19 protein-coding genes and 1 other RNA gene are annotated in these 26,561 nt (G+C 60.7%); 10 read left to right on the top strand and 10 right to left on the bottom strand.

Annotated features, from left to right (window positions below):
- The first annotated feature begins 201 nt into the window (after positions 1-201).
- The 3 genes from C8E02_RS02670 (at position 202) to C8E02_RS02680 (ending at position 5,435) form a co-directional block, all read left to right on the top strand.
- Positions 202-1,149, top strand: a complete 948-nt coding sequence (locus tag C8E02_RS02670) for an HD-GYP domain-containing protein (protein WP_120809545.1) — start codon at positions 202-204, stop codon at positions 1,147-1,149.
- A 329-nt stretch (positions 1,150-1,478) separates the two neighbouring features.
- Positions 1,479-4,808, top strand: a complete 3,330-nt coding sequence (locus tag C8E02_RS02675) for a PAS domain S-box protein (RefSeq protein WP_120809546.1) — start codon at positions 1,479-1,481, stop codon at positions 4,806-4,808.
- Between the two features lie 150 nt (positions 4,809-4,958).
- Positions 4,959-5,435, top strand: coding sequence for a hypothetical protein (locus tag C8E02_RS02680; RefSeq protein WP_147424417.1), 477 nt, complete (start codon positions 4,959-4,961; stop codon positions 5,433-5,435).
- A 40-nt stretch (positions 5,436-5,475) separates the two neighbouring features.
- Here the strand turns inward: C8E02_RS02680 and C8E02_RS17495 are convergent, their stop codons facing one another.
- Positions 5,476-7,086 (bottom strand): sensor domain-containing diguanylate cyclase, encoded by a 1,611-nt coding sequence (locus C8E02_RS17495; RefSeq protein WP_211329139.1) that lies wholly within the window; start codon positions 7,084-7,086, stop codon positions 5,476-5,478.
- A gap of 520 nt (positions 7,087-7,606) precedes the next feature.
- Between C8E02_RS17495 and C8E02_RS02695 the strand changes: the two genes are divergently transcribed.
- A complete protein-coding gene (locus C8E02_RS02695; protein ID WP_120809548.1) occupies positions 7,607-8,872 on the top strand; it encodes an MBL fold metallo-hydrolase in 1,266 nt (421 codons plus the stop codon).
- Between the two features lie 193 nt (positions 8,873-9,065).
- Here C8E02_RS02695 and C8E02_RS02700 read toward each other — a convergent pair whose 3' ends face one another.
- The 5 genes from C8E02_RS02700 to C8E02_RS02720 form a co-directional block, all read right to left on the bottom strand.
- Entirely contained in the window at positions 9,066-11,399 is a 2,334-nt protein-coding gene (locus tag C8E02_RS02700) for a KAP family P-loop NTPase fold protein (protein ID WP_120809549.1), read from the bottom strand.
- Positions 11,400-11,862: 463 nt separating this feature from the next.
- Positions 11,863-12,396, bottom strand: coding sequence for a DUF2939 domain-containing protein (locus tag C8E02_RS02705; protein WP_170152082.1), 534 nt, complete (start codon positions 12,394-12,396; stop codon positions 11,863-11,865).
- 502 nt (positions 12,397-12,898) lie between these two features.
- Positions 12,899-13,263, bottom strand: a transfer-messenger RNA (tmRNA) gene (gene ssrA / locus C8E02_RS02710).
- A gap of 59 nt (positions 13,264-13,322) precedes the next feature.
- Positions 13,323-14,909: a diguanylate cyclase gene (locus tag C8E02_RS02715; RefSeq protein ID WP_120809551.1), complete on the bottom strand. Its 1,587-nt coding sequence runs from the start codon at positions 14,907-14,909 to the stop codon at positions 13,323-13,325.
- A 5-nt stretch (positions 14,910-14,914) separates the two neighbouring features.
- A complete protein-coding gene (locus C8E02_RS02720) occupies positions 14,915-16,459 on the bottom strand; it encodes a FecR family protein (protein WP_120809552.1) in 1,545 nt (514 codons plus the stop codon).
- Between the two features lie 234 nt (positions 16,460-16,693).
- Between C8E02_RS02720 and C8E02_RS02725 the strand changes: the two genes are divergently transcribed.
- Complete coding sequence (locus C8E02_RS02725) at positions 16,694-16,864, top strand: DUF3330 domain-containing protein (protein WP_120809553.1); 171 nt, start codon at positions 16,694-16,696, stop codon at positions 16,862-16,864.
- 71 nt (positions 16,865-16,935) lie between these two features.
- Here the strand turns inward: C8E02_RS02725 and C8E02_RS02730 are convergent, their stop codons facing one another.
- Together C8E02_RS02730 and ilvA are read right to left on the bottom strand one after the other, a co-directional pair.
- Complete coding sequence (locus C8E02_RS02730; protein WP_120809554.1) at positions 16,936-17,586, bottom strand: HAD family hydrolase; 651 nt, start codon at positions 17,584-17,586, stop codon at positions 16,936-16,938.
- Between the two features lie 72 nt (positions 17,587-17,658).
- Positions 17,659-19,188 carry a threonine ammonia-lyase, biosynthetic gene (ilvA, locus tag C8E02_RS02735; RefSeq protein WP_120809555.1) on the bottom strand — a complete coding sequence of 510 codons (1,530 nt, stop codon included), beginning with the start codon at positions 19,186-19,188 and terminating at the stop codon, positions 17,659-17,661.
- Positions 19,189-19,422: 234 nt separating this feature from the next.
- On the opposite strand from ilvA, the gene C8E02_RS02740 reads away from it, so the two are divergent.
- The 5 genes from C8E02_RS02740 to C8E02_RS02760 all read left to right on the top strand — a co-directional run bounded on the left by C8E02_RS02740 (position 19,423) and on the right by C8E02_RS02760 (position 23,204).
- Positions 19,423-20,565 carry a D-alanyl-D-alanine carboxypeptidase family protein gene (locus C8E02_RS02740; protein WP_120809556.1) on the top strand — a complete coding sequence of 381 codons (1,143 nt, stop codon included), beginning with the start codon at positions 19,423-19,425 and terminating at the stop codon, positions 20,563-20,565.
- A gap of 71 nt (positions 20,566-20,636) precedes the next feature.
- Positions 20,637-20,906, top strand: coding sequence for an HP0495 family protein (locus tag C8E02_RS02745; RefSeq protein WP_047966474.1), 270 nt, complete (start codon positions 20,637-20,639; stop codon positions 20,904-20,906).
- A 3-nt stretch (positions 20,907-20,909) separates the two neighbouring features.
- Positions 20,910-21,533, top strand: a complete 624-nt coding sequence (gene lipB / locus C8E02_RS02750) for a lipoyl(octanoyl) transferase LipB (RefSeq protein ID WP_120809557.1) — start codon at positions 20,910-20,912, stop codon at positions 21,531-21,533.
- Positions 21,530-22,477: a lipoyl synthase gene (gene lipA / locus C8E02_RS02755; RefSeq protein WP_047966472.1), complete on the top strand. Its 948-nt coding sequence runs from the start codon at positions 21,530-21,532 to the stop codon at positions 22,475-22,477. Before lipB ends, lipA begins: the two co-directional genes overlap by 4 nt.
- Positions 22,478-22,556: 79 nt before the next feature.
- Positions 22,557-23,204, top strand: a complete 648-nt coding sequence (locus tag C8E02_RS02760; protein WP_120809558.1) for a hypothetical protein — start codon at positions 22,557-22,559, stop codon at positions 23,202-23,204.
- A 28-nt stretch (positions 23,205-23,232) separates the two neighbouring features.
- On the opposite strand, the gene C8E02_RS02765 is transcribed toward C8E02_RS02760, so the two are convergent.
- Positions 23,233-23,991 carry an iron-containing redox enzyme family protein gene (locus tag C8E02_RS02765; RefSeq protein ID WP_120809559.1) on the bottom strand — a complete coding sequence of 253 codons (759 nt, stop codon included), beginning with the start codon at positions 23,989-23,991 and terminating at the stop codon, positions 23,233-23,235.
- Positions 23,988-26,513, bottom strand: coding sequence for an EAL domain-containing protein (locus C8E02_RS02770; protein WP_120809560.1), 2,526 nt, complete (start codon positions 26,511-26,513; stop codon positions 23,988-23,990). The genes C8E02_RS02765 and C8E02_RS02770 overlap by 4 nt, the downstream gene beginning before the upstream one ends.
- Between the last annotated feature and the right edge of the window lie 48 nt (positions 26,514-26,561).

Raw genomic sequence — 26,561 nt, forward strand, 5'->3', positions numbered from 1 at the left:
GCAGCCCAGCCTTGATCTGGTACCGGCCACCGGTAGAGCATGCATGCCCCATGCAAAGGGGATTTCACTAAACGGAGTGCCTACGGAGCTGTTGTCATGCTGCATTACCTGCCAGATTCACTCTACGTTCACAATCGCCTGACCCAGAGTGGTGATATCGAATTTTGGCTGACCGCCACCGAAAAGCAGCATCTGTAGGAGGTGGCCAGAAGCCATTATCACGACCCGCAGCCGGCTTGCCCGGAGCAGCACGAACATAACCCGTTTCTTGCGTTACCGTGGGCGTATGCGCAACTACAATGGCTGACCACCCGGCTTCTGGATAATGACGCTACAGAGCAACAGGTGCGCGCACTGGCTACCAGTCTGCGCCTGCTGGCCAGCCATGCACCAGATGCGACATTGGCCGCAGGTCTCTTGTTGCCCTATTCGCACTACACCCATGCCCATGCCGTACATGTTGCCTTGTTGGTGGCGCGGCTGGCTGAACGGTTGGCGTTACCGGATGCGACGGCTCAGTCACTGGTCTGTGCCGCGCTGACGATGAATATCGCGATGGTTCACCTGCAGCAGCAGCTCAGTCATCAGGAAGAGGTGCTATCTACCTTGCAGGCGAAGCAGTTGCATCTGCACCCGTTGACCAGTTCGGCCATGCTGCGGGAGGTCGGTATTGACGACGAGATCTGGCACCTGGCGATTCTGGAGCATCATGAGCAATGGAACGGCAAGGGTTATCCATTTGGCTTCAGCCGTAGCAAGATCAGCGCAGTTGCTCACATGCTGCATGTCGCCGATATGGTCATGGCTCGATTGCATCCACGCCATTACCGCCACCCACAGCTACCCAAGAGCGCGATGGTACAACTGTTCCAGCAGCGCGATACGCTGGCCGATGCCAAACTGGTCGATTGCCTGATCAAGGAAGTCGGCCTGTACCCGCCGGGCAGCTTCGTTAAGCTGGAGCAAGGCGATACTGCTATCGTGGTGCAGCATGGCGACGACATCACCACCCCACTGACCATCCGCTTCGGTCGCGATGCCAGTAGCGTGCCAGAGGCAAACCGCATCGCTAGCCCAGCACAAATGACGGTAGAGGCACGTCACTTACCGGCACTGGCCAAGCTGTGGAAGTGCCGAGTTGACAGTTAAGCCGTACGGTAAATGGCAGAAGGTATCAGGAAACATAGGGCAGGGGTGCCATACTGAAATGGTCTTCTCGTGTAGTAATGCTGCGGACCGCTTTGTCGTAAAGAACGGTTTTCCCCGTGTTGAACACCGAAGCGTCTAGAAAAATTGGGGAACTCAGGGACAAGTATTGCTCACACTTAATTTGATAGGTTTTGTTAAAACTCTCCCCAAAAGTCGCCGTGACCCCAAGGTTGAAAAAGGATAGACTGCCGCCATGGATTGGATGACGGATATTTGGAGTGCATGTTCAAAATATGCCGTTGTATGGTCACAAATAATCGTTACGCCTCATGGATGCGATGCTTCTGCCGATGAAAATCTCTCTCCCTGAGCCATTTCTCACGCCATCCCGGGCGTTGCTGCTGGCATTAGCCTACTTCGCCACGGGCTGGCTGGGACTGCTGCTTCCCAATGTCGGCGCACATATCACCCTGATTTGGCTACCTACCGGAATTTCGGTTGCCGCTTTGCTGGGCTGGGGAAAATACACCTGGCCGGGTATCTACCTCGGGGCGCTGCTCACCAATCTATCTATTGGCTCTCCCCCTGCTTTAGCCGCAACCATTGCCATCGGCAATACCCTCGGCCCACTCCTGGTTGCGACCCTGCTAACCCGGACTGGCTTCCGTCCAGCATTCGAACGCCAACGGGATGTGGGCCTTTTTGTCGCGGCAGCGGGTCTCGGAATGCTGCTGCCGGCAAGTGGCGGGGTTGCCAGCCTGGTGGCAGCAGAACAGCTACCGCTAGCTGGCGCCGCTTTCGCGTGGTTGACATGGTGGATGGGGGACACCGTTGGAGTGCTACTGGCCGCACCACTGGTACTCAGTCTGATTCGAGGCAACTGGCAGTCGCAACAGCGCTCTCCCGTGGAGTTGCTACTGTGGGGCTCTGCAGCGTGTGCGATAGCTTGGCTGGCATTCATTTATCACTTCTCGCAACTTGGCGGCACCCTGCCACTGGCCTTTATCACGCTGCCCATGTTGGCCTGGGCCGCCGTCCGCTTCGGAATTGTCGGTGCCACGGTCGCCGGACTCGGGTTTTCCGTCACGGCAGCCTGGGGTGCGGCCAACGGCTCTGGCGCCTTCGCGCAGGCCGATATCCATGTCGGCCTGACGCTACTGTGGTGCTATATGGCCACCACCGTCATCACCGGCCTGCTGATTACCGCGCTGCAGGCGGAGCGGATGCAGATGGAAGCATCGCTGCGTGCGAGTGAAGAAAAGCTTCGTGGCCTGTACGAACTCTCCCCACTCGGGATTGCGCTGACTGATAGTCACGGCCGTTTCATCGAGTTCAACGAGGCATTCCGCGCGATTTGCGGCTACAGCGAGGCCGAGCTCAAGGCGCTGGACTACTGGGAATTGACGCCGAAGCGCTACCAAGCCGACGAGGCCCGGCAACTGGCGATGCTGGAGCAGACCGGCCGCTATGGTCCCTATGAGAAGGAGTACCGGCGCAAGGATGGCAGCCTGGTGACACTGGAGCTGAATGGCATGACCATTCTTGGTGCTGACGGTCAGCACTATATCTGGTCCCTCGTTGAGGACATTACCGAACGCAAGCGCAACCAACAGCAGATGGAATACCTGCTGGCCGAGCAAAAGGCGATTCTGGACAACGACCTGATCGGTATCGCCACCGCTCGTGAGCAGACCATTGTCTGGGCCAACCCGGCAATGGAAAACATCCTTGGCTACGAGCCTGGTGAGTTGGCCGGCGTTCCCTACCGTCGTCATTTTGTCAGTGATGATGCTTATGAAAACTTCAATGCAGAGGCCGCGGCAATCCTGGACGCAGGGGGAATCTACCGCACCCAGGTAGAGCGGGTACGCAAGGATGGCACATCTGTCTGGGTCGATTTAAGTGGTACCGCTCTCCGCCTGGAGACCGGAGAGTCGCTATGGGCATCGGTAGACATTACCGAGCGCGTGCGACTGGAGCACAGCATGGCGCAAAGCGAGGAGCGCATGGTGCTGGCACTGGCCGGTGCCGATCTGGGGCTGTGGGATCTGGACGTACCCAGTGGTCGCTTCACTCACAACCCGCGCTTGGCCGAGATGCTGGGTTATCGCCCGGGAGAACTGCCAGCCAGCGCCAAAGGCATGCGTTCGCTGCTTCACCCTGACGATGCTACCAAATACCAAGAAGCACTTTCTGCACATCTGCGCGGCAAGAGCAGTAGCGTCGATATCGAATTTCGTCTGCGGCATAAAGAGGGACCCTGGATTTGGGTACTGTCGCGCGGCAAGATTGTAGGTTGGGATCACAACCTGCAGCCATTGCGAATGACCGGTACGCACTTGGACATTACCGCGCGCAAGGACAATGAAGCGACGCTCCACAAGATCGCCAGCCGCGTCCCCGGGGTGGTGTACCAGTATCTACTGCGTTCGGATGGCAGCAGTTGCTTCCCGTACGCCAGCGAGGCGATACGCGGCATTTTCAGGGTCGGCCCGGAGGAGGTGCGTGACGATGATTCTGTGCTGGAAGCCATTATTCATCCGGACGACGTCGATGCCTTGCGTGCCGCCATCTTCACTTCCGCCCATGACCTGAGCCCTTGGCGACACGAGTATCGCCTCAAGTTCAGCGATGGCAGCATACGCTGGCTGTACGGTAATTCCGTGCCACAACGCGAGCCGGATGGTTCGGTGCTGTGGCACGGCTTTATCACGGACATCACCGACAGCAAACGAGCCGATGATGAACTGCGCATCGCTGCCGCGGCATTTGAATCACAGGAAGGCATGGCCGTGACCGATGCCAATGACAAAATTCTACGGGTCAATCAGGCTTTTACTCGTATCAGCGGCTACAGCAGTAGCGACGTGCTTGGTCAAGCGCCGCAACTATTGCATGCCGACCCAGATTTCACCCGGCTAGCTTTCATCCGGGAGTGCACCCAGCGTGATGGTCAGTGGCGGGGTGAGCTGTTGTATCAGCGCAAGAATGGCGACTGCTATCCGGTGCTAACCGCTATCAGTGCGGTTCATGGTCAGAAAGGCAATGTCACGCACTACGTACACACTTTCATCGACATCACCGAGCGCAAAGAGGCTGAAGAGCTGATCAGGCAGCTGGCGTTCTACGACCCGCTCACCGGGCTGCCTAATCGACGCCTGTTACTGGATCGCCTGCAGCAGGCGCTGCCGGCTAGTGCCCATAGCAAGCAGCATGCCGCACTGCTGTTTCTGGATCTGGACAAGTTCAAGCTGCTCAATGACACCCAGGGCCACGACAAAGGTGATTTGTTGCTGCAGCAGGTTGCCACCAGACTGCTTGACTGCGTGCGCAAGAACGACACTGTGTCACGCTTGGGCGGTGACGAGTTCGTGTTAATTCTGGAGGCACTGGACGAGGAGTACGCCAATGCGACCGCTCAGGCGGAGTGTGTGGCCCGTAAAGTGCTGGCCGCACTGAGCCAGCCCTTTGTACTGGAAACACTGACATGGCATTGCTCCGCCAGCATTGGCATTACGCTGTTCCATGGTGAGGAAGAAACAGCCCAGACCTTGCTGAAGCAGGCCGACCTGGCGGTTTATCAAGCTAAAAATGACGGCCGCAATATGCAGCGCCTCTACATCCCTGAAATGCAAGCGACATTGATTAAGTCCTCATAAAAACATATGGTTCGGGAACAGCCATCTGCCAAAGCATATTGGTGACAGTACCGCTGAAGAAGCACCGCGCCAGTCTTGCCCGTAACATTGTTTTATTGGGCATCAACTATATTTTTATTTTCCCTGCATAAACAGGTAGTGCTGACTTAAATGAGCAAATGGATCGCACTCGTCACTAGCTCCCCCTCTGATCGTGTCCCGAATCAGAGACAGGCACGCCATCGTCTTGAAGAGGCAGGAGCTGCCGTTCTTCGCGATGATATCTATCTCATGCCAGAAAGCGACGCCTGTCGCACGATGCTGGAGACGGTTGCGTCAGACTTCCGTTTGGCAAAGGGGCTTGCCTTTGTGATCAGTATTGAGGAACCGAGTGGAGGTGATTTTGCCAAGCGGTTTGACCGGGGAAATGACTATGCAATTCTCGTGGCCAGGATCGCCGCCATCAGAGACAGCTTGGCTGCAAGCTCGGCAACCGAAGCGGTCACGCAAGTTCGCAAGCTAAGGGCAACCTTTGCCTCATTATCCGACATTGATTTTTTCCCAGGGGAGAGTCGGAAACAAGCTGAGTTGGCATTACTGGGGTTAGAGCAAGTGGTTACTGGGGATCCTGATTTTCCTGCAGCGTGAAGGCTGATGAGTAGCCATCCAAATGGGAGGCCACATTGCTTTAGTCGGCAATGGCTTGTGGGTCGAGGTTAGTGTTCTCGTCTGCGACAGCCCGATTTCGCCCGGCAACCTTGGCCGCATACAGCGCTTTATCGGCGGCGGAAAGCAGCTGCTCAGGATAACTGTTGCTCCCCGGCACCTGAGTGGCAATACCGATGCTGATGGTGACCATGCCATTGACTGGCGACGCCGCGTGCGGGATACCCAATGCTTCAATCGCCATGCGTAGCTGCTCGGCTTTGGCCTTGGCGTGCACCGGTTCACAGTTGGGCAACAAGCAGACGAACTCCTCGCCGCCATAGCGCGCCACCACATCGTGTGCGCGCCACAAGCGTTCTTGCAGCGACTTGGCCACCAGTTTGAGACAGTCATCGCCGGCCTGATGGCCGTAGTGATCGTTGAACAGTTTGAAATGATCGATATCGATCATGAGCAGAGTGAGATGGGTCTGATGCCGTCGACAGTCGCGCCACTCTTTTTGCAGCCGCTCGTTGAAATGACGACGATTGGCAATGCCGGTCAGGCCATCCTGAAACGCCAGGGCGTGGAGTTGCGCACTCTGTGCTTCCAGCTGAACATTCGCCTCTGCCAGCTTGGTGTTTTGTTCACGCAAGGCCGCGGCAGCACGAGCCGCACTCTCCGTTTCCCGCTGACGCCGGCGTTGCCAGATGGCGAGCATCACCGTACTGAACAGCGCCAGAATGGCATAGACACTGCCCCAGACTTGCACCATCGAATACCAACCAGAATAGAGCGTTTCTGTACTGCGGCTGACACCAACAATCAATGCCTTGTCCATGTTGAGCGCGGCGGGTCGGATCGTGCGTAGCGCCACCATCCGTTCTTCGTTGAGTGCAGGTGAAAAGCCGGTCATCACCATGGCGCTCAAGCCGCTCTGTTTGTAGCGATTGAAGAGCGGTTCGGCTTGGCTCAGATTCGTACCGACCAGATGTTTGCGTTCCGGCATCATCATGAAGTGCACCCCATCGCCATGAGCCAGGCCCGTCATCATGTCGGGGCTATAGTTGACGGAGGAAAGCAGAATCCGGAATTCCTCAGGATCAAGTGAGGCGATCACCAGCCCATCAAAATGACCATCCTTGCCCGGTATCATGCGCGCGACGGTGAGCAACCAGATGTTTTGCTCGGTTTTGAACGGCGCATTGACATAAAGCGTGGAGGGGTCAGGCTGCTTCAGCACCGTCTGAAAGTAGGGGCGATCAGCAAAGCCCCTGCCTATGAGGTCTGTTCGGCTACTCGCCCGGATCACACCGTGCTTATCCATGATCGAGAAGCTGCGGATACCGACCATGGCGTCGGCAAATGCTTTCAATCGTAGGCTTCCGGCCACCACGACCGTGTTTTGTTTGTGCCATGTCGGCACATTCTGAATGACGTTGTTCAGCGTCCGGCTGAGAGCATCCAGTTGACGGCCAATATTGGCCTCGACGACCTGCGCTTGTGCCGCCAGGTGGAGCTGCTCACGGTGGTCTACGGCTTGATGCTCTTCAAACAATGACCATGCCACCACGCCACCTGCCAGCACCAGACAACAGGCCAGGAATAGCCACTCGCCTAAAAAGCGAAAACGATAGGACGGTAATGAGATCATGTCTTATTCATGTATTGAAAATACAGTATTACCGTCAATCTACCGCGTTTCCTTTTAACAATCTTCACCAATTTCGAAATTGGTAGTGGTTTATGACCTGCAGATTCCAGTGAGTCTGGTCAGCGGTGCTTGTCGTCGCTGCCCATTTCTAGCTCCTTGTGCTGGTGGTGCTCCCCCCCCCTCCTGATCACTGAGAGTGCGTCTGAAGTTCGGCCAGAGCGGCCGTCCCAGCCAATCTCCGGAACGACGGCTCCCAGTTACAAACCGGGCATTCTCCCTTACCTGGAAAGAAAACCCAGCAACACAGCCACGATAGCCCCCCGGCGCATCCTCTTGTACCAAATGCCCTGCGCAGGCAATCTCTCGTAGGGCTGCGCCGGGGATGGTTTGCTGCAACTGCCGGCCACGTATCCATTGATCGTCTTCTCCCCATAGTACCAAGCTCGGGCCGCACACCTTCGGCCAAGGGCTGCAGTCTCCCCCACGTGCAGGCATACTCTTTAAATACATGGGGAAATGAATGAATAAGCTCTTGGCATTGCCAGTTGCAGGTGACTCGTTTCTGCTTCGGCGTGGGGACCGGAACATCCTGGTGGATGGTGGATATGGTAGTCGGGCATTGATTGCGGCACTTTCCGCTCCCAGTGTGGCTGTCAACCATCTACATATCGTGGTCTGCACGCATGCAGATAAGGACCACGCTGGCGGCCTGACGGATCTGCTGGAAAAATCCTCAGTTCGGGTCGACGAGTTTTGGCTGCCAGGTTCCTGGGCGGACTCACTGCCAGCACTCTTACAAAGCCCTCAGCGGGTGGTAGACATACTAGTGGCGGAGCTTGACGAGTTTTCGTCGGAAGAGGCGTACAACCACGATGAGGATGACGACAAGTTCGAGTCGCGCGTGCATGCCCGCATCGCCGAGGAGCGGCGCAATTTCCAACTTAATCGCGTGGGCGATGGAGTTCGTGCCGATCCAGAACGCCAGGATATGGAGTCGGGTCTGGCATGGTTGAAGACTCAAGCTGCAAATCTTGAACTCGATGCAGCCAATGCGACTGCTTCGGCCAAAGCATTCATCAGGGGGCGGCGGCTAGTCAGGTATCGTGCAGCAAGGAGAGCGTTGGATCGGCGGTGGGCCGCTTTCTGGATCAGTTTGATCGACACCGCAGAGCGGATCCGCAAGATCGCGGTTCAGGCAATTCGCTACAACGTCAAAGTGCGTTGGTTTGACTTCGGCGAATTCGCCAAGACACGTCGCGCATCTGGAGGGGAGCCGGGCCTGCTGATTCCTTTGAACGCAGTCGAACTCGTGGTACCTCCGCGCCCAATCAACGTGATGAAGTACATGGTTCGATTAACACCGGTGAACGAAGAGAGCTTAGTATTCTTGTCATCCAATTCCTGGGAATGGCCAGATGGGCTCGGCGTGGTGTTCACCGGAGACTCTCCACTGGGAGATGGACCTGGTTACAGGCAGAACTTGTTGGATTGGCGGCAGGAACCTCGTGGATGGGTTGTTGCCACAGCACCTCACCACGGATCCGAAAGCAATGCGGTTGCTTACAAGCATCTCCAGGCAATGACTCATGTCGTGCTCTGGTTACGGTCGGGTGGATCATCCCTGCATCCGGGGCCAACCTTCCGGAAGTTACACCCAACGGTACGAGGGTGTACGCATTGTCCCTATCGGAGGCTCGAGCGGGAGGTGGCCGAAGTGCAGCTGTCACCCCCGTTTCCCTTCGGATGGCCTTTATTCCGGGTCAGGGCTCACGACTGCAACTGCTAACAAGGACACCATGCCAAAGCTCTGCGAACCGTCTTAGAGTAAGGACACTAACTGCCAGTGAATTCAATGACCGCATAGACAAAAGAAGGAGACAATTGAATTTCGACATCGATTGACTGACGGAACCACAATAACTACCGCAATATGGTGCGTAGCACACCTTTCTGGCCGGTTCCGTATCGACAGTCCCCCGTTAGAAATCGAATGGGACATACTCTCTTAGCCCGAGCCACTTCTCAAGAGATCTATGTAACGTTCGCAGGGCCTCTTCGTACTCGGGGAATTCTGCGGAATTGATCACGTCGCATTTAGCCTTCGCCACGCCGATGCCGATGAAATCGTCGATGGTCTCTCTGTTAAAACTGTAGTGCGGCGTGGAGACCCGATCCCCCAACGAGTGGGTCGTGCCCCGGCTCATCATGCGAGAGGCCATTCTTGCGAAGCCTTGATCGGTCCGGATTGCCCTCACCATCCACTCGCGAGGTTCGTCCAATGAGCCCGAATAGTCCCTCCATCGGTAGAGCAGGGACACGAGATCCGATTCAGCGGTCAGCGCGTCGACGTCCGTCGCCCGACTCCTGATCAGCAGCAGCCATTCGGCCTTCATCGCCTTAACAGTGTCGAGGTCAAGCGCCGGATCGAAGGCGTCACCCTCATTCCGATCAGCTGGATCGTTCAGATGGATCAGGATTGCAGCGATGGACAGCGCCTTGGTCTGGCGGAGAGCCTCGAGTACCAGACCATCTCGCCTCCCCTGCGGAATTCGCTTCAGGAACCAGCTCGTTGCTCGCCATGCTGAAACCCAAGGCGAACTGAAGTGATCGGCTTTGCCTTGGTCCACGATTTTCTGGGCAATCTCAAACATCCCTGGCAACAGCACAGCGGCATTTTCAACTGGGAGGCGGTCGACCGACTCGTCGAGTCTCACGACAAGCGAGAGCAGTAGGCCATCGTTCTCTAAAGCGGTGATCGCGGCAGCAAACCCATCCTTAGTCTCCGTCGCCTCGAGGAACGTGACGAAACGGCTTTCCGACATTTCGCCGACAGCTGTTTGGAGTTCGAAGTAACGCGGGAAGTAGCGCGAAGAACATACCCGTTTTTCGGTCAACCAATTGTTTTGGAAGCCATCCGCGTAGTTCGTGCCCCCGTATGCCCATTCGAGAGGTGGGAACAGTTCCTTGAGCGCGTCCCGGACGATGACGCGACGCTCTTCCGATACAATACCGAGCAGCCGCTCGGCTGCCGCCTTGTCCGCATCTCGTCTGCCATAGCCCAGGAAGCGGCGTTCCTGAAGCACCAGCTCCCTCTCCCGGAACAACGCCTCGTGAAGGCCGGGTTCGAAGACCCGGAGTGCCTCCAGAAGAAGGAAGTCAACAATATTCACCTCGAACACCTCGCCGGATGCATGCAATGGCATATGCACGGCGATGGATGAGGTCAGTCGGCGAGCGTCACGCATGTTACGCAGCAGAGGCTGAATACAGCCAACTAGGGCGTTACCCCAGCGTCTCTGCGAGAACCCGTTCTCCTCGGTTGCGTAGATCCCCGCCAACTCGGAGAGTTCTTCCCCGAATAGACGATGCACAATCGACGCCGGGACCGCCGGCAAGTCGAAGTTAGCCTGCACGACCTTCTCGAGGAAGGCGCGACCGTCGCCATCAGCGACCGGATCGAGAGCCCGTTCTACGATGCTGGGCTGGAACAGCAGTACAAAGATGATGTTTGGTAGATTGGCGTTTGCTTTTACCTGCCGTAGGAGTAACCGGATCTGCTCGGGCTCGAGTCGGTCGATGTCGTCGACAAAGACGACCAGCGGCCGGTCAAGTTCGCGAAGCCGATCCTCCAGCGCTTCGCGCACCTTGCCGAGCGGTTCGTTGCCACGGTCGCGCCCGAGATACGACAGCACGCGCCCCAGCAGGGACGTGCCGACCGAGAGGACGGCGAGAGCGGCCGCCACCTTTGCTGCCTTCGGTAGGTTGAAACCTATGGCCGAAGCTACGGCGATTACCGAAACGTTCGTCAGTATCGTCGAGATGAAATGGTTCGAATCCCCGGTCTTCTTAAGCGGCGCACTGGCCCCTGTGAGGATCGCACTGTAGCGTCGCAGCGCTTCGGCTCGGGCGAGTGCTGGCTTCGAATGCTCTCCCCCTAGACGATCTGCTATCTGGCCGAAGAGGGCACGGGCGATCGCGTCGCCGTCGCCCCACTGCCAGGGGTTGAAGTCAAGCCAGTCCGCTCCGTCGCTGGCGTCAAGCCGCTCGGTGATTAGGTTCTTAAGGGAGGACTTGCCGAAGCCCCACCCTCCGCGGATTGCAAACACCCGGCCCTCGCGCAGACTGAGCTCCGAGAGCACGCCGGCTATCCGGTCCGCGAAGTTGGTCCTTCTTAGGCGATCCTCGGAAGCTTTCCGGATTGGTGCCTCCGCACCGATACCGCCATCCGGCAGTTCAGCCCTTGAAGCCTCTGCACGCTTCCTCGCACGGCGACGGGCAAACCATGCCGACAGACGTACCAGAAGCCTAGTCATCGCGCAAAAACTCCCATGAGAGCGTCGGTCCCGGCAAAGCTGCAGTTCATTGGCATCGAGGTGGGATGCGGCAGTTCAGGCATCGGGATAGAAACTCTCGAATATCTCCCGCCCCTCTACCCCCGCAACCGTTTCCAATATTTATTTGGCACATAGTTATATTCCATATATCCCATCATCTTTACGCATCTTAGCTTATTCCATACGCAAACAGCGGGGCAACCGACAAATGTCGAACTGACGGCGAGCGATAGCTCAGGCCGAGTTGGAGTCCTTGAACGTTCGTTCTGTAAGATTGCTCCACTCAGATAGCTGCTCTAGTAACTCTCGTGGCTAAAGCAGCAGTGGGTCGATTGCAGACATTCCCACTCGTACTGACGATCGACCGCTTTGGCCGACGTCCGGCCAGTGCCTTGATGGGCTGGCTGCAGATCGGCCAAAGTTGGCCTTGAAAGGTATCCGGTTATTGTGGCAGGCGAATCTCGGTCAGATGCCACGACACCAGATTGTGTCGCTGCAGAACCAGGTTGATTGTTTGATCCGGTTTGTCGCGCTGATAGACCTTGACCGTAAACTGGCTGAGTCCGTCGTAGCCCATCTTGAACTCGACTTTGTCCGCTTCATTGGGCTGTTTCTGCATGTTGGAATCCGTGGCTTCTGCAGTGGCCGCGGGCAGGGGTTTTTCACCCTGCATCATCATGGCGAGCCCCTGAGGCGAAACAATCGCATCAACCATGGCATTGACCAAGGCTCCGGCAAAAACAACCCCTACCGCGGCAAACGGGTTTCCCTGCAGTTTCTGCAGCATCTGACCGTTCAACTCGGCCTTCAGGTTTTCTTTGACGACAGGAAAGTCGACATAGCTGGCTAGCTTCGTCGCATTGCGTTCTTGGACTGCATCTTGCATACCATGTACTGCCATATACGGTGTGTAGTAGAACCAGCCGCTCACTGCGATAGCAGCAAGAGCCAAGCTGCCCTTCAACTTGTTATCCATGGTGCTTCCTGTTAGGGGCATGATGATTGGTTATCTAGTTTGGATGTTACATTGACTTGATCCGTAATGGTCTGTGGATTGGGCTGTTGTTCTCGTTGGTGCTGGTGAGAGGCCTAGTGGGGTAATTATTGGCATCAACTGCCACACAGGCATTCGCGAGGTGTTCAAGGACTTATGGATGGAAGGGGTGGGCATCAAGTACAGGCAATGCCCAGGGGGTGCCACAAACCAGCAGGGAGCTTGTGATTACGAACTGGGAGTCGGCGGCAATGGCTGGGCTGTTCTAACGGTCAATGGTAAAGCCCGGCGATGGTGCCGGGGTTGTGCCAAAACAAGCGCAAATTATGCGGTGGAGTAGGGTGGTTGCCTGTGACAAAAGCAGCGCAAAACTGTGCCAGAAATAGCGCGAGGTTACATTCAAAAAATGGCTACCATGAATGGCTACCATTGAGGCATTGAAAAGATAAAAGCCCTGAAAAATCAGGGCTTTATCTTGTGATGGTGGTGGAGGCGGCGGGAATCGAACCCGCGTCCGGAAATCCTACACAGAGAGTTCTACATACTTAGTCGTGTCATTTGGATTTAACCTCCACTACGCCGACGGACAGGCTGAGCTTTGGCGAGTTACCTTTTGGTTCGCATTGTGCCAAGTAACCCGACACAACACTAGCAGATGTAAAGTGACACTACAGGGTTTTGACGCCCCCGGCCCATCTGCGAACCGTTGTAGTGTCTAGCCGGCCGTTAGGCTGCTAGAGCGTAGTTTTCGTCGTTTGCGACTAAATAAATTCAGTGTTTTACGGGAAGTCTGAGATCCCGGTATGCCCTCTTCTGCTTCGCAACCCCCGTCGAAACCAGGTCGCCCCCACAGTCTGAAGAATTTCAGTATACCTGAAGGTATAGCCACGCGCTAGCAGTGGCTTGATTCAATTCGCGATTTCGGCGCGGTCGCGGCCGTTGTGCTTGGCCGCGTACAGTGCCTTGTCGGCCTTTTCGAACAGGCTGCGCGTGGTGTCGTCTGCATGCGGCACTTGCGACAGCACACCGATGCTGCACGAGGCGCGGCCAACCGGGCTTTGCTGGTGAGGGATCTGCAGCAGCAGCAGTTGCTGGCGCAGGGTGGCGGCAATGTCCAGTGCCTGCTCGGGAGTGGCGCCGGGCAGCAGGATGGCGAACTCCTCGCCGCCGATGCGGGCGGCGAGGTCATGGCTGTTGCGGACGGCTTTTTCGACGACGGTGGCGATCTTTTTCAGCACGTCGTCACCGGCGGCGTGGCCGTAGTGGTCGTTGTAGCGCTTGAAGTAGTCGACATCGATGATGAGCAGGGCCAGCGGTTTGCGTGTCAGTTGTGCCTGTTGCAGGGTGAAGATGAAGCGGTCGTCAAAGTGGTGACGGTTGGCGAGGCCGGTCAGCTTGTCGGTGAGGGCGAGGCGTTTGAAGTGGCTCTGCTGCAGGAAGTAGTCGGTCACCGTGGCCAGCATGAGCAGCGTGATCAGCGAGGCCAGCGGCAGATACAGCTGCTGCAGTTGCAGCAGCAATACGGCGCCTGCCAGCAGGGTGGCACCGTAGATGGCGACGGCCTGGATGCTTTTTTCGCGGTAGCGCCGTCGCAGCAGGCATTGCCACAGCAGCGTCAGCCCGAGCAGCAGTGGCGGCAGGTAGGCGGCGTCCAGCGGGCGGACCAGGCTCTGGCTTTGCAGCGCCTGGGTGGTGGCGGCGTTGATGACGACGCCGCTGGTTGCCGGCCAGTCGGCCTGCATCGGTGTCAGGTGGCTGTCGCCGAGGCCGGAGGCGGTGGCGCCGATGAGTACGGTCTTGCCGGCCAGCGCCTCGATGTTGCCGTTGTGGTTGAGGATGTCGACAAAGGAGAGGCTGGGAAAACCGAGCTCGCCGTCCAGATGCGGTAGCAGGCGTTCGTCGTGGCGCTGCCAGCGATTGTTGAGAACCGGTGTGTCCAGTGCCATGACCTGGGGCGGCAGGCCGGCTAGCAAGGCGGTAAACGCCGGCCAGCGTGGCTGGCCCAGGCCGCTGGCGAGATAGGTGCGGCGGATCAGACCGTCCTGGTCCAGCGGGTAATCCATCATGCCGATGCCCTTGGCGGCATCGGCAAACATCCGCAGCGGCAGGGTTTCCACCAGCTGGTTGTTGCTGACCTCGGGGACGGCGGGCAGGAATACCTTGCCGTTGCGGCGCAGGGCGTCGACCAGCGCCTGATCGGATTCGGGGTTGGCCGACGGTTCGGCCAGCACCAGATCGAGGCCGACGGCCCGGGCATTGCCCAGTTTGTCGATGGCGCCGGCCAGCAGTTCGCGCGGCCACGGCCAGCGCCCCAGCTCGGCCAGGCTTTTCTCGTCGATGGCCACGATAACGATATCGTCGCTGGCCGCTTGCGCCAGCAACTGACCGAGCCGGTCCTGAAACCAGAGGTCGAGGCGGTTGGGCAGCAGACTGACCAGCAGCACCAGTGCCGGCAGGATGAAGGCAGGCAGGCGCTTGGGAGTGTGGGGGCGCATGCTGTTCAGTCTAGCAGCAAGATGTCATCCGGCTCTTGTGCCAGATAGCCATCGGGAGTGGTGACGCGATAGCTGACCCGGTAGCGGCCGGGGAACAGGCGCTCCACCAGTTGCCAGCGCGGGGTGTCGCCATCCAGTTGCAGCGCTGGCTGCGGCTGGTCGAGCTGGGTCAGCCGCAGCTGGTAACGGGCGTTGGCCAGCGGGTAGGGGCGGGCGCTGAGCGTGGTGCCGCGGTAGTGGCTGGCCCGCCACCAGCCGGTGTCGGCCTGCAGCTGGTAGGTCTGGCTGTAGGGGCCGGGCTGCTGACTGGCGTCCAGGCGGGCGATCTGCCAGAACCAGTGACCGCCCTCCGGCAGGGTGAGACGATTGTCCTGCCGCGAGAAGTCATGCAGCAGCGGCTGGCTGAACGCCGCGTCCCGCGCCAGTCGTAACCGGTAGCGGCTGCCGGCATCGCCACTGACCACAAAACGCACGTCAAGGCTGCGCAGGCGGGCGTCGGGGGCCGGGCTGACGACCAGTGGCGGGGTCGGGAAGGCGTGCACGCTGAAGTCCTGGCTGGCAACGCGGCCTTGCAGGCCGTTGTCCAGCTCGCTGCGCGCCAGCAGCCGGTACTCGCCGTTGTCCAGCGCCGGATAGCTGTGATTGCTGGCGGCCGTTGTGTCGTCGACGATGCGGCGTTCCGGGATGGTGCGCAGCAATTGCACGGGATAGCGGCTGACGCCGGCCACCGGTGGCCACTGCAGGATGGCGGGAGAAAACGCCTGCGTGCCGCCCAGCTGGCCGAGCTCTGGCGGAGGCGGCAGCGCCGTGCTCTTGCCCGGTACCTCGCCGCGACGGGTGACGCTGCCGAAGCCGCTGCCGATCTGTTCGCTGTAGCCGGCGGCGCTGACCTCCACCTGGCCCTCGCTCACCTCGGTGGCGGAGCGGCTGTCGTCGTCGACATTGACGCGGAAGACGGTGCCGCGCACTGCGGTAATCGCGCTCGGTGTCTGGATGGTGTGGCGATTGGGCATCAGCGGGTTCTTGCTGACATGGTTGTCGACGCTGCCGCGTTCGATATTCAGCCAGGTGGCATTGGCGCCGGTACTCGGGTAGTGCACCGCCTGCTGGATGGTGAAGCGGGCATTGGCGCCGATGCTGACCAGACTGCCGTCTTCCAGCAGCAGCTTCAGCAGGCTGTTGGGGCCGGTGCTGATGATGTGGCCGGCCTGTAGCGGATAGCTGTTGCCGTTGACCAGTGCCGTTTGCTGCTTGCCGTTGCCGAGGCTGGCGCTGCCGATCAGGTCGGTCACCGTGGCCTTGCCGGTGTGTTGCCGCATCCACTGCGTCGGGATGCGCACCACGCTGCCGGGTGTCAGGACATAAGGATCGCGGATGGCGTTTTTCTGCTGCAGCGCCGGGACGTGGGCAATCGAGCGCAGGTGCTGACGGGCGATGCTCCACAGCGTGTCACCACGCTGCACGGTATAGCGCCATTCATCGGTGTCGGCAGCCTGGGCCAGATGGGGGAGGCACAGCAAGAGTGGCAGCAGGATCGGTAGAGAACGCATGGGTGTGGTCGGCAGGCTGTTTTTATCAACTTGGCATTATAAGAGCTTGAAGCGTGCCGTGGTGGATATCGCGGCGTGCCGCGCTGCTTGCCGGCCAAGGGGGATGGCTGCCGTGCGGTATTGCTGCTTGGTGATGTGCGGCTAAACTATTGACGGCATTGTGATAATTGATTTCCCTTGGTGCGCCGGCTGGCCTAGCGTTAAAACAGGGTTGTTGATTGCAGGGAGTGTGTCATGGATACCGTGTTGGAATGCAGCGTCTGTCTCGACAGCCTGCCGCCCGATAGTGGCGAGTGCGAGGTAACTGACTATGTGGCGCACTACTGTGGCCTGAACTGCTATGTGCGCTGGCACCAGCATGAAGTGCCGGGCGAGTCGCCGTCGGTGGTGGTATTGCCCGGCTGAGGCGCCGTACCGCGGGTGAACGTGGCAAAAGGTTGGCCGCAATGCCGTGATGGCATGGCGGCCTTGTCATGTCAGGACAGGTGAGGCAGTAGGGCCAGTGGCTGGTCGATGGTGATGTCGGCCTGCCAGCTGTCGGTGTCGTCGCTGTCGGCGATATAGCCCCAGTTGACCAGCACCGTTTTCATGCCGACCGCACGGCCGGCCTGGATATCGCGCTCGGCATCGCCGACATACAGGCAGTGCTCCGGTGCGATGTCGATTTGCTGGGCCGCGTGCAGCATCGGTGCCGGGTCCGGCTTGGCGACGCCGACGGTGTCGCCGCTGACCACTACCGCCGGTGGCACCGCAAACGGCAGCGCCGGCACTAGCCGGTCGGTAAAGCGCATCGGCTTGTTGGTGACGATGCCCCACTTCAGGCCGCGGGCGTCGATCTCGTGCAGCAGCGCGTTGATGTCGTCAAACAGTACCGTTTCGTCGGCAAAGCTGTGCTCGTACAGATCGAGGAAACGCAGCCGGTATTCCTCGAAGCGCGGGTGGCTCTTGTCGATGCCGAAGCCGAGGCTGACCAGACCACGGGCGCCGTGGCTGGCGATCGGACGCACCGCGGTATACGGTTGCGGCGGCAGGCCTTCTTCGGCCAGCAGGCGGTTGAGAGCGGCGCCCAGGTCGCGGGCGGTGTCGGCCAGGGTGCCGTCAAGGTCAAACAGTACGGCCTTGATCATGATTGCTGCGGTCTCCGGTAATGGCTTGCGGCCAACCTTGGGACAAGGTTGGCCGCAAGCGGGCGGGGCGGTTCAGCGGACGGTCTTGCCGAGGAACAGCTTGTACGCCGGGTTGTTGGTTTCTTCCACGCACGGGTAGCCGAGGCTGTCGAGGAATTGCTGGAATGCGGCATTGTCCTCGCTTGGCACCTGGATGCCGACCAGCACGCGCGCGTAGTCGGCGCCGTGGTTGCGGTAGTGGAACAGGCTGATGTTCCAGTTGGTGTGCATCGCCTCCAGGAAGCGCATCAGCGCGCCCGGACGCTCCGGGAACTCGAAGCGGAACACGCGCTCGTCCTTCAGCTGCGGCGCGTGGCCGCCGACCAGGTGGCGGATGTGCAGCTTGGCCAGCTCGTTGTCGGTCAGGTCCAGCCCGTCCAACTCGTTGGCTTGCAGGTCGGCCACGATGCGGGCAACGTCTTCCTTGCCGCTGATCTGCACCCCGACAAACACGTGGGCGATGCTCGGATCGGCAAAGCGGTAGTTGAATTCGGTGATGTTGCGGTTGCCGACCACGCTGCAGAACTTCTTGAAGCTGCCCGGCTTCTCCGGGATGGTGACCGCGATCACCGCCTCACGGCGCTCGCCAAGCTCCGAACGCTCCGACACGTGGCGCAGGCGGTCGAAGTTCATGTTGGCGCCGCAGTTGATAGCGACAAAGGTCTTGCCGCTGCAGCCTTCGCGCTCGATGTAGGTCTTGACCGCCGCCACCGCCAGCGCGCCGGCCGGTTCGGTGATGGAGCGGGTGTCCTCGAAGATGTCCTTGATCGCGGCGCAGATGGCGTCGGTATCGACCAGCATGATCTCGTCCAGCAGCTCGCGGCAGATGCGGAAGGTTTCCTCGCCCACCAGCTTCACCGCCACGCCATCGGCGAACAGGCCGACATCCTTCAGCTCGACGCGGTGGCCGGCCTCGATCGACTGCTTCATGGCGTCGGAATCGACCGGCTGCACGCCGATGATCTTGATTTCCGGCTTCAGCCGCTTGATGTAGCTGGCGACGCCGGCGGCGAGGCCGCCGCCGCCGATGGCGACGAATACCGCGTCGATCGGGCCGGGGTGCTGGCGCAGGATTTCCATGCCGATGGTGCCCTGGCCGGCGATCACGTCCGGGTCGTCAAACGGCGGGATGTAGGTCATGCCGTTTTCGGCCACCAGTTTCATGGTGTGCTGGTAGGCGTCGCTGAACGATTCGCCGGCCAGCACCACCTTGCCGCCGCGACGGGTGACGCCGTCGATCTTCACCTGCGGGGTGGTGACCGGCATCACGATGGTGGCTTCACAGCCGATGCGCTGAGCCGACAGCGCCACGCCCTGCGCGTGGTTGCCGGCGCTGGCGGTAATCACGCCGCGGGCCAGTTGTTCCGGCGTCAGCTTGGACATCTTGTTGTAGGCGCCGCGCAGCTTGAACGAGAACACCGGCTGCAAGTCTTCGCGCTTGAGCAGAATGGTGTTGCCGGTGCGACGGCTGAGGTTGGCCGCCACGTCCAGCGGGCTCTCGATGGCCACGTCGTAGACGTTGGAGGTAAGAATGCGTTCTAGATAGTCCTTGGGATGCGGCATGGTGATCGGTGTCCGGATGATGTCTTTTTTTGTGAATCACCAGATTAACAGGAACCAAGTGCCAGCGAAAAGCGCCGTAAGGCAAAGATTGCTGCATTGCGGCGGCAGTCGGCGCGGCGCGCGGGCTTGTTTTGTAAAGAAAAACCTGCGTCGCGGCGCGAATGAAGCGCGGGCTTGGGTGTATAATCCCCGGCTGCTTTGCCTTGAACCCACCCTAATCGTGTTTTGCCTCTGATGAAAAAGATTACCTCTGCACTGCTTGTAGCCGCCTTGTCTCTCTCCACGCTGGCCCAGGCCAGTACCGCTTTCGTGCCGCCGGTTCCGGAAATCGCGGGGAAGGCGTATTTTCTGATGGACTATCAGAGTGGCCAGATCATCGCGGCCCGCGATCCGGACATGCGTGTCGAACCCGCCTCGCTGACCAAGCTGATGACGGCCTATCTCACCTTCAAGGCGCTGAAGGAAAAACGCCTGACGCTGGACCAGACGCTGACCGTGTCGCAGGTGGGCTGGAAGCAGGAAGGCTCGCGCATGTTCCTTGACCCGAAAGTGCCGGTCACGGTCGACAACCTGATCAAGGGCATGATCGTGCAGTCCGGCAACGACGCCTGCGTGACTCTGGCCGAAGCCATTGCCGGCAGCGAACAGGTGTTCGCGCAGATGATGACGGCCGAGGCCAAGCGCCTGGGCATGAAGGCCAGCAACTTCAAGAATTCCACCGGTCTGCCGGACCCCGAGCACTTTACCTCGGTGCGCGATCTGGCGACGCTGTCGGCGGCGATCATCCATGATTTCCCGCAGTACTACCCGACCTATTCGATCAAGTCGTTTACCTATAACAACATCACCCAGCCGAACCGCAACCTGCTGCTGTACCGCGACCCGAACGTGGACGGTATGAAGACCGGTCACACCGAGGGCGCCGGTTACAACCTGATCGCCTCCAGCCGCCGCGACGGCCGCCGCGTGCTGTCGGTCGTGGTCGGCACCGCCAGCCCGGAAGCGCGCGCGGTGGAAAGCTCGAAATTGCTCAATTACGGCTTGCAGTTTTTCGAAACGCCCAAATTGTATACTGCCGGACAAACCGTCTCGACGCTGCCGGTATACAAGGGCGCCGCCTCGACGCTGGCCATCGGCTTTGACCGCGACGTGCACATCACCGTCAGCAAGGGCGCAACCAGCCGCCTGAAGGCGGAAATGAAAACGCTGCAGCCGGTGATCGCGCCGATCAAGCAGGGCCAGGAAGTCGGCAAGCTGACCGTGTCGCTGGACGGCAAGGTACTGCTGGAGCGCCCGGTACAGGCCTTGAAGGCGGTGGAAGAGGGTGGCTTCTTCAGCCGCCTGTGGGATAGCCTCAAGTTGTGGCTGGGCTGGTAAGCGGCCACGCAAGGTTGGCCGCACCTGACTGCGGCCAACCTTGAACATCAGGAATATTCGAGTACAGAACCATGAGTGAAGAGCAGAAAGAGTTGATGGAGTTTCCGTGCCGCTTCCCGATCAAGGTGATGGGCGAGCAGCATCCGGACTTCCACCCCACCATTTTCGAAGTGGTGCGCCTGCACGCGCCGGATCTGGACATCACCGACATCGTGGCGCGTGACAGCTCCAGTGGCCGTTACGTGTCGCTGACCATCACAGTGACCGCGATGTCGCGCGAGCAGCTGGACGACATTTACCGCGCGCTGTCCAGCCATTCCCTCGTCAAGTTTGCGCTGTAAGTGATGAGCCGCCTCGTCAAACAGCTGGGTCTGGTCGACTACACGCCGACCTGGCAGGCCATGCAGGCCTTCACCGACAGCCGCACGCCGGCGACGCCGGACGAGCTGTGGTGTGTCGAGCACCCGCCGGTGTACACCCTGGGCCTGGCCGGCAAGCCCGAGCACCTGATCATGCCCAGCAGCATCGAGGTGGTGAAGTGCGATCGTGGCGGCCAGGTTACCTACCACGGCCCCGGCCAGCTGGTGGTCTACCTGCTGATCGATTTCAAGCGCATGGGCATCGGCGTGCGCGAGCTGGTGCGCCGCATCGAGCAGGCGATCATCGACATGCTGGGTGAGCTGGGCATTGCCGCCTACGGCGATGTCAACGCCCCCGGGGTCTATGTCGGTGGCGAGAAGATCGCGTCGCTGGGCCTGCGCATCAAGAACGGTGCCGTCTACCACGGGCTGAGCCTGAACGTGGACATGGACCTGACGCCGTTCCTGTGGATCAACCCTTGCGGCTATGCCGGCCTCAAGGTCACGCAAATCAAAGAACAAGGCGTTGCGCTGACCGTTGCGCAAGCCGCCGAACGGCTGCTGCCGCAGCTGGAGCGACACCTGACGGTGATGAAGGAGACAGCATGAAACTGGAAAACCAGGTTGGCGTAAAACACAAAGGCGCTGACAAGACGGCACGCATTCCGATCAAGATCGTGCCGCTCGACGAAAAGCTCAAAAAGCCGGAGTGGATTCGCGCCAAGCTGCCCAATGGCCAGCGTTTCAACGAGATCAAGCAGATCCTGCGCGAGCAGAAGCTGCACACCGTCTGTGAAGAGGCGACCTGCCCGAACATCGGCGAATGCTTCAGCAAGGGTACCGCCACCTTCATGATCATGGGCGACATCTGTACCCGTCGCTGCCCGTTCTGTGACGTCGGCCACGGCCGCCCGAACCCGCTGGACGCGCAGGAGCCGATCCACCTCGCCGAAACCGTGGCCGCGCTCAAGCTGCGCTACGTGGTGGTGACCTCGGTTGACCGCGACGACCTGCGCGACGGCGGTGCCCAGCACTTTGCCGACTGCATCAGCGAAGTGCGCAAGCAGTCGCCGGGCACCCAGATCGAGGTGCTGGTGCCGGACTTCCGCGGCCGTCTCGACATCGCGCTGGACATCCTCAGCGCCACGCCGCCGGACGTGATGAACCATAACCTGGAAACCGCGCCACGTCTGTACAAGCAGGCCCGTCCCGGCTCCGACTACCAGCACTCGCTGACGCTGCTGAAAGAGTACAAGGCGCGCAATCCGGAGGTGCGCACCAAGTCCGGCATCATGGTCGGCCTCGGCGAAACCGATGAAGAAGTGTACGAAGTGATGGCTGACATGCGCGCCCATGATATCGACATGATCACCATCGGCCAGTACCTGCAGCCGACCGATGGTCACCTGCCGGTGCTGCGCTACGTGCATCCGGACGTGTTCAAGCAGTACGAAACCCGTGCCTACGAAATGGGCTTCAAGCACGCCGCCGTCGGTGCCATGGTGCGTTCCAGCTATCACGCTGACGTACAGGCCCACGAGGCCGGCGTGTAAGGTTGGCCGCAACACTCCGACAACGGCGCCAGTGGGCGCCGTTGTTGTTTTTGATTCCGCAATACAAGGACACCATCGCATGAACCATGACGCCCAGCCCGCGGCCATCAGTAACGAACAATGGCGTCACGCCAAGGCCCTGCAACAGCAGCTGGATGCGCTGCTGGGCGAGGTGCTCGGCGCGGCCAAGCTGTGCCACAAGCTTGGCAGTGTCGAAGAAAGCGTGCAGCAAGTGCCGGCGCTGGGGCGGGTGGCACTGGCCAGCAGCCTGCCGCTGATCGTGCGCAACAAGAAAAGGAAGGAATTCATCGGCGGCTGGCTCAACTACCAGATCAGCCTTGCCGGTGACGGCGTGCCGTTGCAACAGGATGGCACGCCGGTGGGCGCGGTGCTGCACGTGGCGCACTGGGCCTGCGAGTTTGCCTTTGAGTACGACGCCTTTGTCGGCTTCCCGGCCAGCGCGTGGCAGCCGTGGGAAAACCGCGGCAACCGCCTGCTGTGGTGGGAGGAGAGCGAGTCCCACTTCGGCGCGGAGTGGACCTATACGCTGCAGCTGGCGGCGCTGGATAGCAACGAGGCGTTGCTGGCGGCGGTGGTGCGCCCGGCACTGGCACTGTTGCAGGGCAAGCCGGTGGACGAGGCGCTACCGGCCGATGTGCCGGGCTTGCTGCACTATCACGACGTGGCGGTGGAGGGCGGTTGCGACCTGCGCGTCAGCGCCGGCTGATGCGGCCAACCCTGGGCTGGCGCACCGGCTAGCCCGGCACGGCCTGTTCCAGCTGCAGGCAGCAGTCGAGGACCAGCTGCATGTAGTGATAGCTGTTGCCGATGGCGGTTTGCAGCGCCCGCCGCGTGCTGGCGTCGGCGTCGCGCCCGGCCAGGGTGCAGACGATGTCCAGCGCTTCCCACGGGTGATCGTCGTCGTAGCGGGCATGCACCTTCAGCCAGCGCATCGCGCTCTGGCGCTGTGTCGCGGGCAGCGAGGCTTCATAGATGCCCGGCGCGCAGACCAGTTGCGTCCACTCGCCGGTGGCACCCTCGATGGCGTAATTGGTGGCGGCCAGCGCCAGCAGCAGCGAGTGGTGGCGGCTGTTGTGCCGGCACCAGTGGCCGAGTTGCTGCAATGGCTCCGGCACCCGCTGCGCCTGCAGCTCGGTTGCCGCGATGCCGCAGGCGGCGGCCCACGCCAGCCAGTAGTCGGCGTGGTTCTGCTCGACACGGATGTTGCGCACCAGAAGCCGCCGCGCCATGTCTTCGCCGCGATGGCGGCCATAGCGGGTCTTGAGCAGGTTTTGCGCCATGTACAGCGGAAACTGCTCGACCACCGGCCACACCCCGATCAGGAACAGCCGCAGTGCGTCATCGCCGAGCTCGGCATCGCGCAGCCGCTGGTAGAACTCGTGTCGCACCACGCGCTGCCTGGCGGCGGCGCAGTCGGCAAGCAGCTGCTGCGCCCATTCCGGATAGCTGTGCGGGCTGCGTAACGCGCCGCTGCGCACGAACTCGCGGTTCACGGCGTCGCGCCCTGGCTGCTGTTGGCCGGCTGCGGCGGTACGGCAGACTGCGCGCTGGTGGCCGCAACTCCCGCCGGTGCCGCGCAGACGCGGCGGAAGTCGTGCTGTAGCTCGCCGTCGCAGTTGAACGGCTGCGGCTTGGCCACGGCGTAACCCTGCGCGTAGTCGACGCCGATGTCGGCCAGCGCCTGCAGCATCGCCGGTGTTTCCACGAATTCGGCAATGGTGCGTTTGCCCATCACGTGGCCGATGTGGTTGATGACCTCGACCATGGCGCGGTCGATCGGGTCGTCGAGCATGTCCTTGACGAAGCCGCCGTCGATCTTCAGATAGTCCACCGGCAGGTGCTTCAGGTAGGTGAACGAGGACATGCCGGCGCCGAAGTCGTCCAGCGAGAAGCGGCAGCCGAGGGTCTGCAGCTCGGTGATGAAGTGGATGGCGCTGGCGAGATTGGCGATGGCGCTGGTCTCGGTGATCTCGAAGCAGATCATGCGCGGCGGGATCGCATGCAGGCGGAACTGTTCGCGCAGGAAGTCCAGAAACGCCTGGTCGCCGATGGTGGTGCCGGACAGGTTGATGGCGCAGGTGCCGATCGGCGTTGCCTTGTGGCAGCGCAGCCGCGCGGCGAGGATGGTGAACGCGTTCTGCACCACCCAGCGGTCGATCAGCGGCATCAGCCCGTAGCGCTCCGCCGCCGGGATGAAGCTGATCGGCGGCACCAGGCGGCCAACCTCGTCGTGCAGGCGCAGCAGCAGCTCGACATGGCTGCCACTGTCGCTGTTGCTGCCCAGCGGCGCGATTTCCTGCGCGTACAGGCACAGCCGCCGCTCTTCCAGCGCCAGGTGGATGCGCTGCACCCAGGCCATCTCGCCAAAGCGCAGCGATAGTTCCGAATCGTCCGGATGGTAGAGCTGTACCCGGTTGCGCCCCTTTTCCTTGGCCATGTAGCAGGCGACGTCGGCGGCGCGCAGCGCCTCGGCCAGCGTGGTCAGCGCGCCGGTGATGTGCACCAGGCCGATGCTGACACTGACGTTGAACGGGCGGCCGCCCCACACGAAGTGCAGGTCCTGTACCGTCTGGCGCAGGCTTTCGGCAATCTGCAGCGCGGCATCGACCGGACATTGCTCCAGCAGGATGCCGAACTCGTCGCCGCCGAGGCGGGCGAGGGTGTCGCTGTCGCGCAGCCGCTGCTGCAGCAGCAGGCAGATCTGGCGCAGCAGCTCGTCGCCGGCGGCGTGGCCGCAGGTGTCGTTGACCACCTTGAACTGGTCAAGGTCGAGGAACATCAGTGCGTGCTGCTGGTGGCCTTCGTGCTGGCGGTCGAGATTGGCCAGTGCCTGCTCCAGCCGGTATTCGAACTCGCGGCGGTTGGCAAGCCCGGTCAGCGCATCGTGCGAGGCCTGCCACGACAGGCTGGCGATGTACTGCCGCTCCCGCGTCATGTCGTGCAGTACCAGCACCGCCCCGCTGATCTGGCCATCACTGTGGATCGGCGCCGCCACCAGTGCCACCGACACCGCGCTGCCGTCCAGGCGCACCATCAGCTGGGAGTGGCTGCTGCTGCCGTGGCTGTGGCCGCCGGCCAGGATTTGCTCGATCAGCACCAGCGCTTCCTGCTGGGAGTCCTCGTCGACGATGCGGAACAGCGAGCCCAGCGGCAGCCCCTGCGCCTGCGCCACCGTCCACGCCGTCAGCTGTTCCGCCGCCGGATTCATGTAGGCGGTCAGGCCGTCGGCGTCGGTGGTGATCACCGCGTCGCCGATGGAGGCGAGGGTGACCTGCGCGCGTTCCTTTTCCGCCTGCAGCGCGCTTTCGAAGGACTGGCGCTGGCCCAGCAGCTTGCGGGTGCGGAACAGCGCCAGCAGGATCAGTAGTGCGGCGCTGGCCAGGTTGGCGGCCAGCAATAGCCGCTGGATGACGCGCGAGCCTTGGCCGAGGGTGTCGGAAAAGGCTTTCTCCATCGGGGTGAGGCGGTCGTTGATGGCGTAGATTTCCGCCTTCCACTCGACAATGTCGCGCGGGCTGGCCAGCCCGCCGCTGATCTGGAAGTGCATCTGCTCGGCCAGCCCGGTCAGCGCCTGCAGGTTGCGGTCGCCGAATTCCCAGTGCGCAATCGCCTGTTGCAGGTAGCTGAACTGGCGGAAGTTCTGGTACAGCCAGATCAGGCCGGCAATGTCCTGCGGGTGGTTGCCGCCCTGCAGGAAGCCGGCGCGGGCCAGCGCCAGATCCGGCACCGGCTGTTCCAGCGCCATGCGCGCGGCGTGGTCGCCGAGCGGGATGGCGATGGCGGTCTGGTACTGGTGGAAGTGGCGTTCGTCGTGACTGTCGGCGTACAGGGTGAGATAGTAGATGGCATCTTTTTGCCCTTTGGACCACAGGCTCTCGCCGCTGACGTAGGCGCGCACCGCGGACTGGATCTCCAGGCTGACGCCGCCCAGTGCCGCCAGCAGCAGGGCAACGGCAATGAAGGGCCAGACCAGACCGGGCAGCTGTGTGGTATTGCGATTGCGGTGTTGTGTCATGCCCTTGCTCACCCCGGCAAATGGCGGACGGCGTTGTCGCTGCCCGCG

This window comes from Vogesella indigofera, assembly GCF_003633895.1.
Lineage (GTDB): Bacteria > Pseudomonadota > Gammaproteobacteria > Burkholderiales > Chromobacteriaceae > Vogesella > Vogesella indigofera.

What these genes read in the sequence shown, in the direction of transcription:
- C8E02_RS02680 (WP_147424417.1), top strand. Translation starts at nt 4,959, where the DNA reads ATGAGCAAATGGATCGCACTCGTCACTAGCTCCCCCTCTGATCGTGTC.
- C8E02_RS02715 (WP_120809551.1), bottom strand. Translation starts at nt 14,909, where the DNA reads ATGCGCCCCCACACTCCCAAGCGCCTGCCTGCCTTCATCCTGCCGGCA.
- C8E02_RS02770 (WP_120809560.1), bottom strand. Translation starts at nt 26,513, where the DNA reads ATGACACAACACCGCAATCGCAATACCACACAGCTGCCCGGTCTGGTC.
- C8E02_RS02740 (WP_120809556.1), top strand. Translation starts at nt 19,423, where the DNA reads ATGAAAAAGATTACCTCTGCACTGCTTGTAGCCGCCTTGTCTCTCTCC.
- C8E02_RS17495 (WP_211329139.1), bottom strand. Translation starts at nt 7,086, where the DNA reads ATGATCTCATTACCGTCCTATCGTTTTCGCTTTTTAGGCGAGTGGCTA.
- C8E02_RS02720 (WP_120809552.1), bottom strand. Translation starts at nt 16,459, where the DNA reads ATGCGTTCTCTACCGATCCTGCTGCCACTCTTGCTGTGCCTCCCCCAT.
- C8E02_RS02745 (WP_047966474.1), top strand. Translation starts at nt 20,637, where the DNA reads ATGAGTGAAGAGCAGAAAGAGTTGATGGAGTTTCCGTGCCGCTTCCCG.
- lipA (WP_047966472.1), top strand. Translation starts at nt 21,530, where the DNA reads ATGAAACTGGAAAACCAGGTTGGCGTAAAACACAAAGGCGCTGACAAG.
- C8E02_RS02705 (WP_170152082.1), bottom strand. Translation starts at nt 12,396, where the DNA reads ATGGATAACAAGTTGAAGGGCAGCTTGGCTCTTGCTGCTATCGCAGTG.
- C8E02_RS02700 (WP_120809549.1), bottom strand. Translation starts at nt 11,399, where the DNA reads ATGACTAGGCTTCTGGTACGTCTGTCGGCATGGTTTGCCCGTCGCCGT.
- C8E02_RS02730 (WP_120809554.1), bottom strand. Translation starts at nt 17,586, where the DNA reads ATGATCAAGGCCGTACTGTTTGACCTTGACGGCACCCTGGCCGACACC.
- C8E02_RS02725 (WP_120809553.1), top strand. Translation starts at nt 16,694, where the DNA reads ATGGATACCGTGTTGGAATGCAGCGTCTGTCTCGACAGCCTGCCGCCC.
- ilvA (WP_120809555.1), bottom strand. Translation starts at nt 19,188, where the DNA reads ATGCCGCATCCCAAGGACTATCTAGAACGCATTCTTACCTCCAACGTC.
- C8E02_RS02675 (WP_120809546.1), top strand. Translation starts at nt 1,479, where the DNA reads ATGGATGCGATGCTTCTGCCGATGAAAATCTCTCTCCCTGAGCCATTT.
- lipB (WP_120809557.1), top strand. Translation starts at nt 20,910, where the DNA reads ATGAGCCGCCTCGTCAAACAGCTGGGTCTGGTCGACTACACGCCGACC.
- C8E02_RS02695 (WP_120809548.1), top strand. Translation starts at nt 7,607, where the DNA reads ATGAATAAGCTCTTGGCATTGCCAGTTGCAGGTGACTCGTTTCTGCTT.
- C8E02_RS02760 (WP_120809558.1), top strand. Translation starts at nt 22,557, where the DNA reads ATGAACCATGACGCCCAGCCCGCGGCCATCAGTAACGAACAATGGCGT.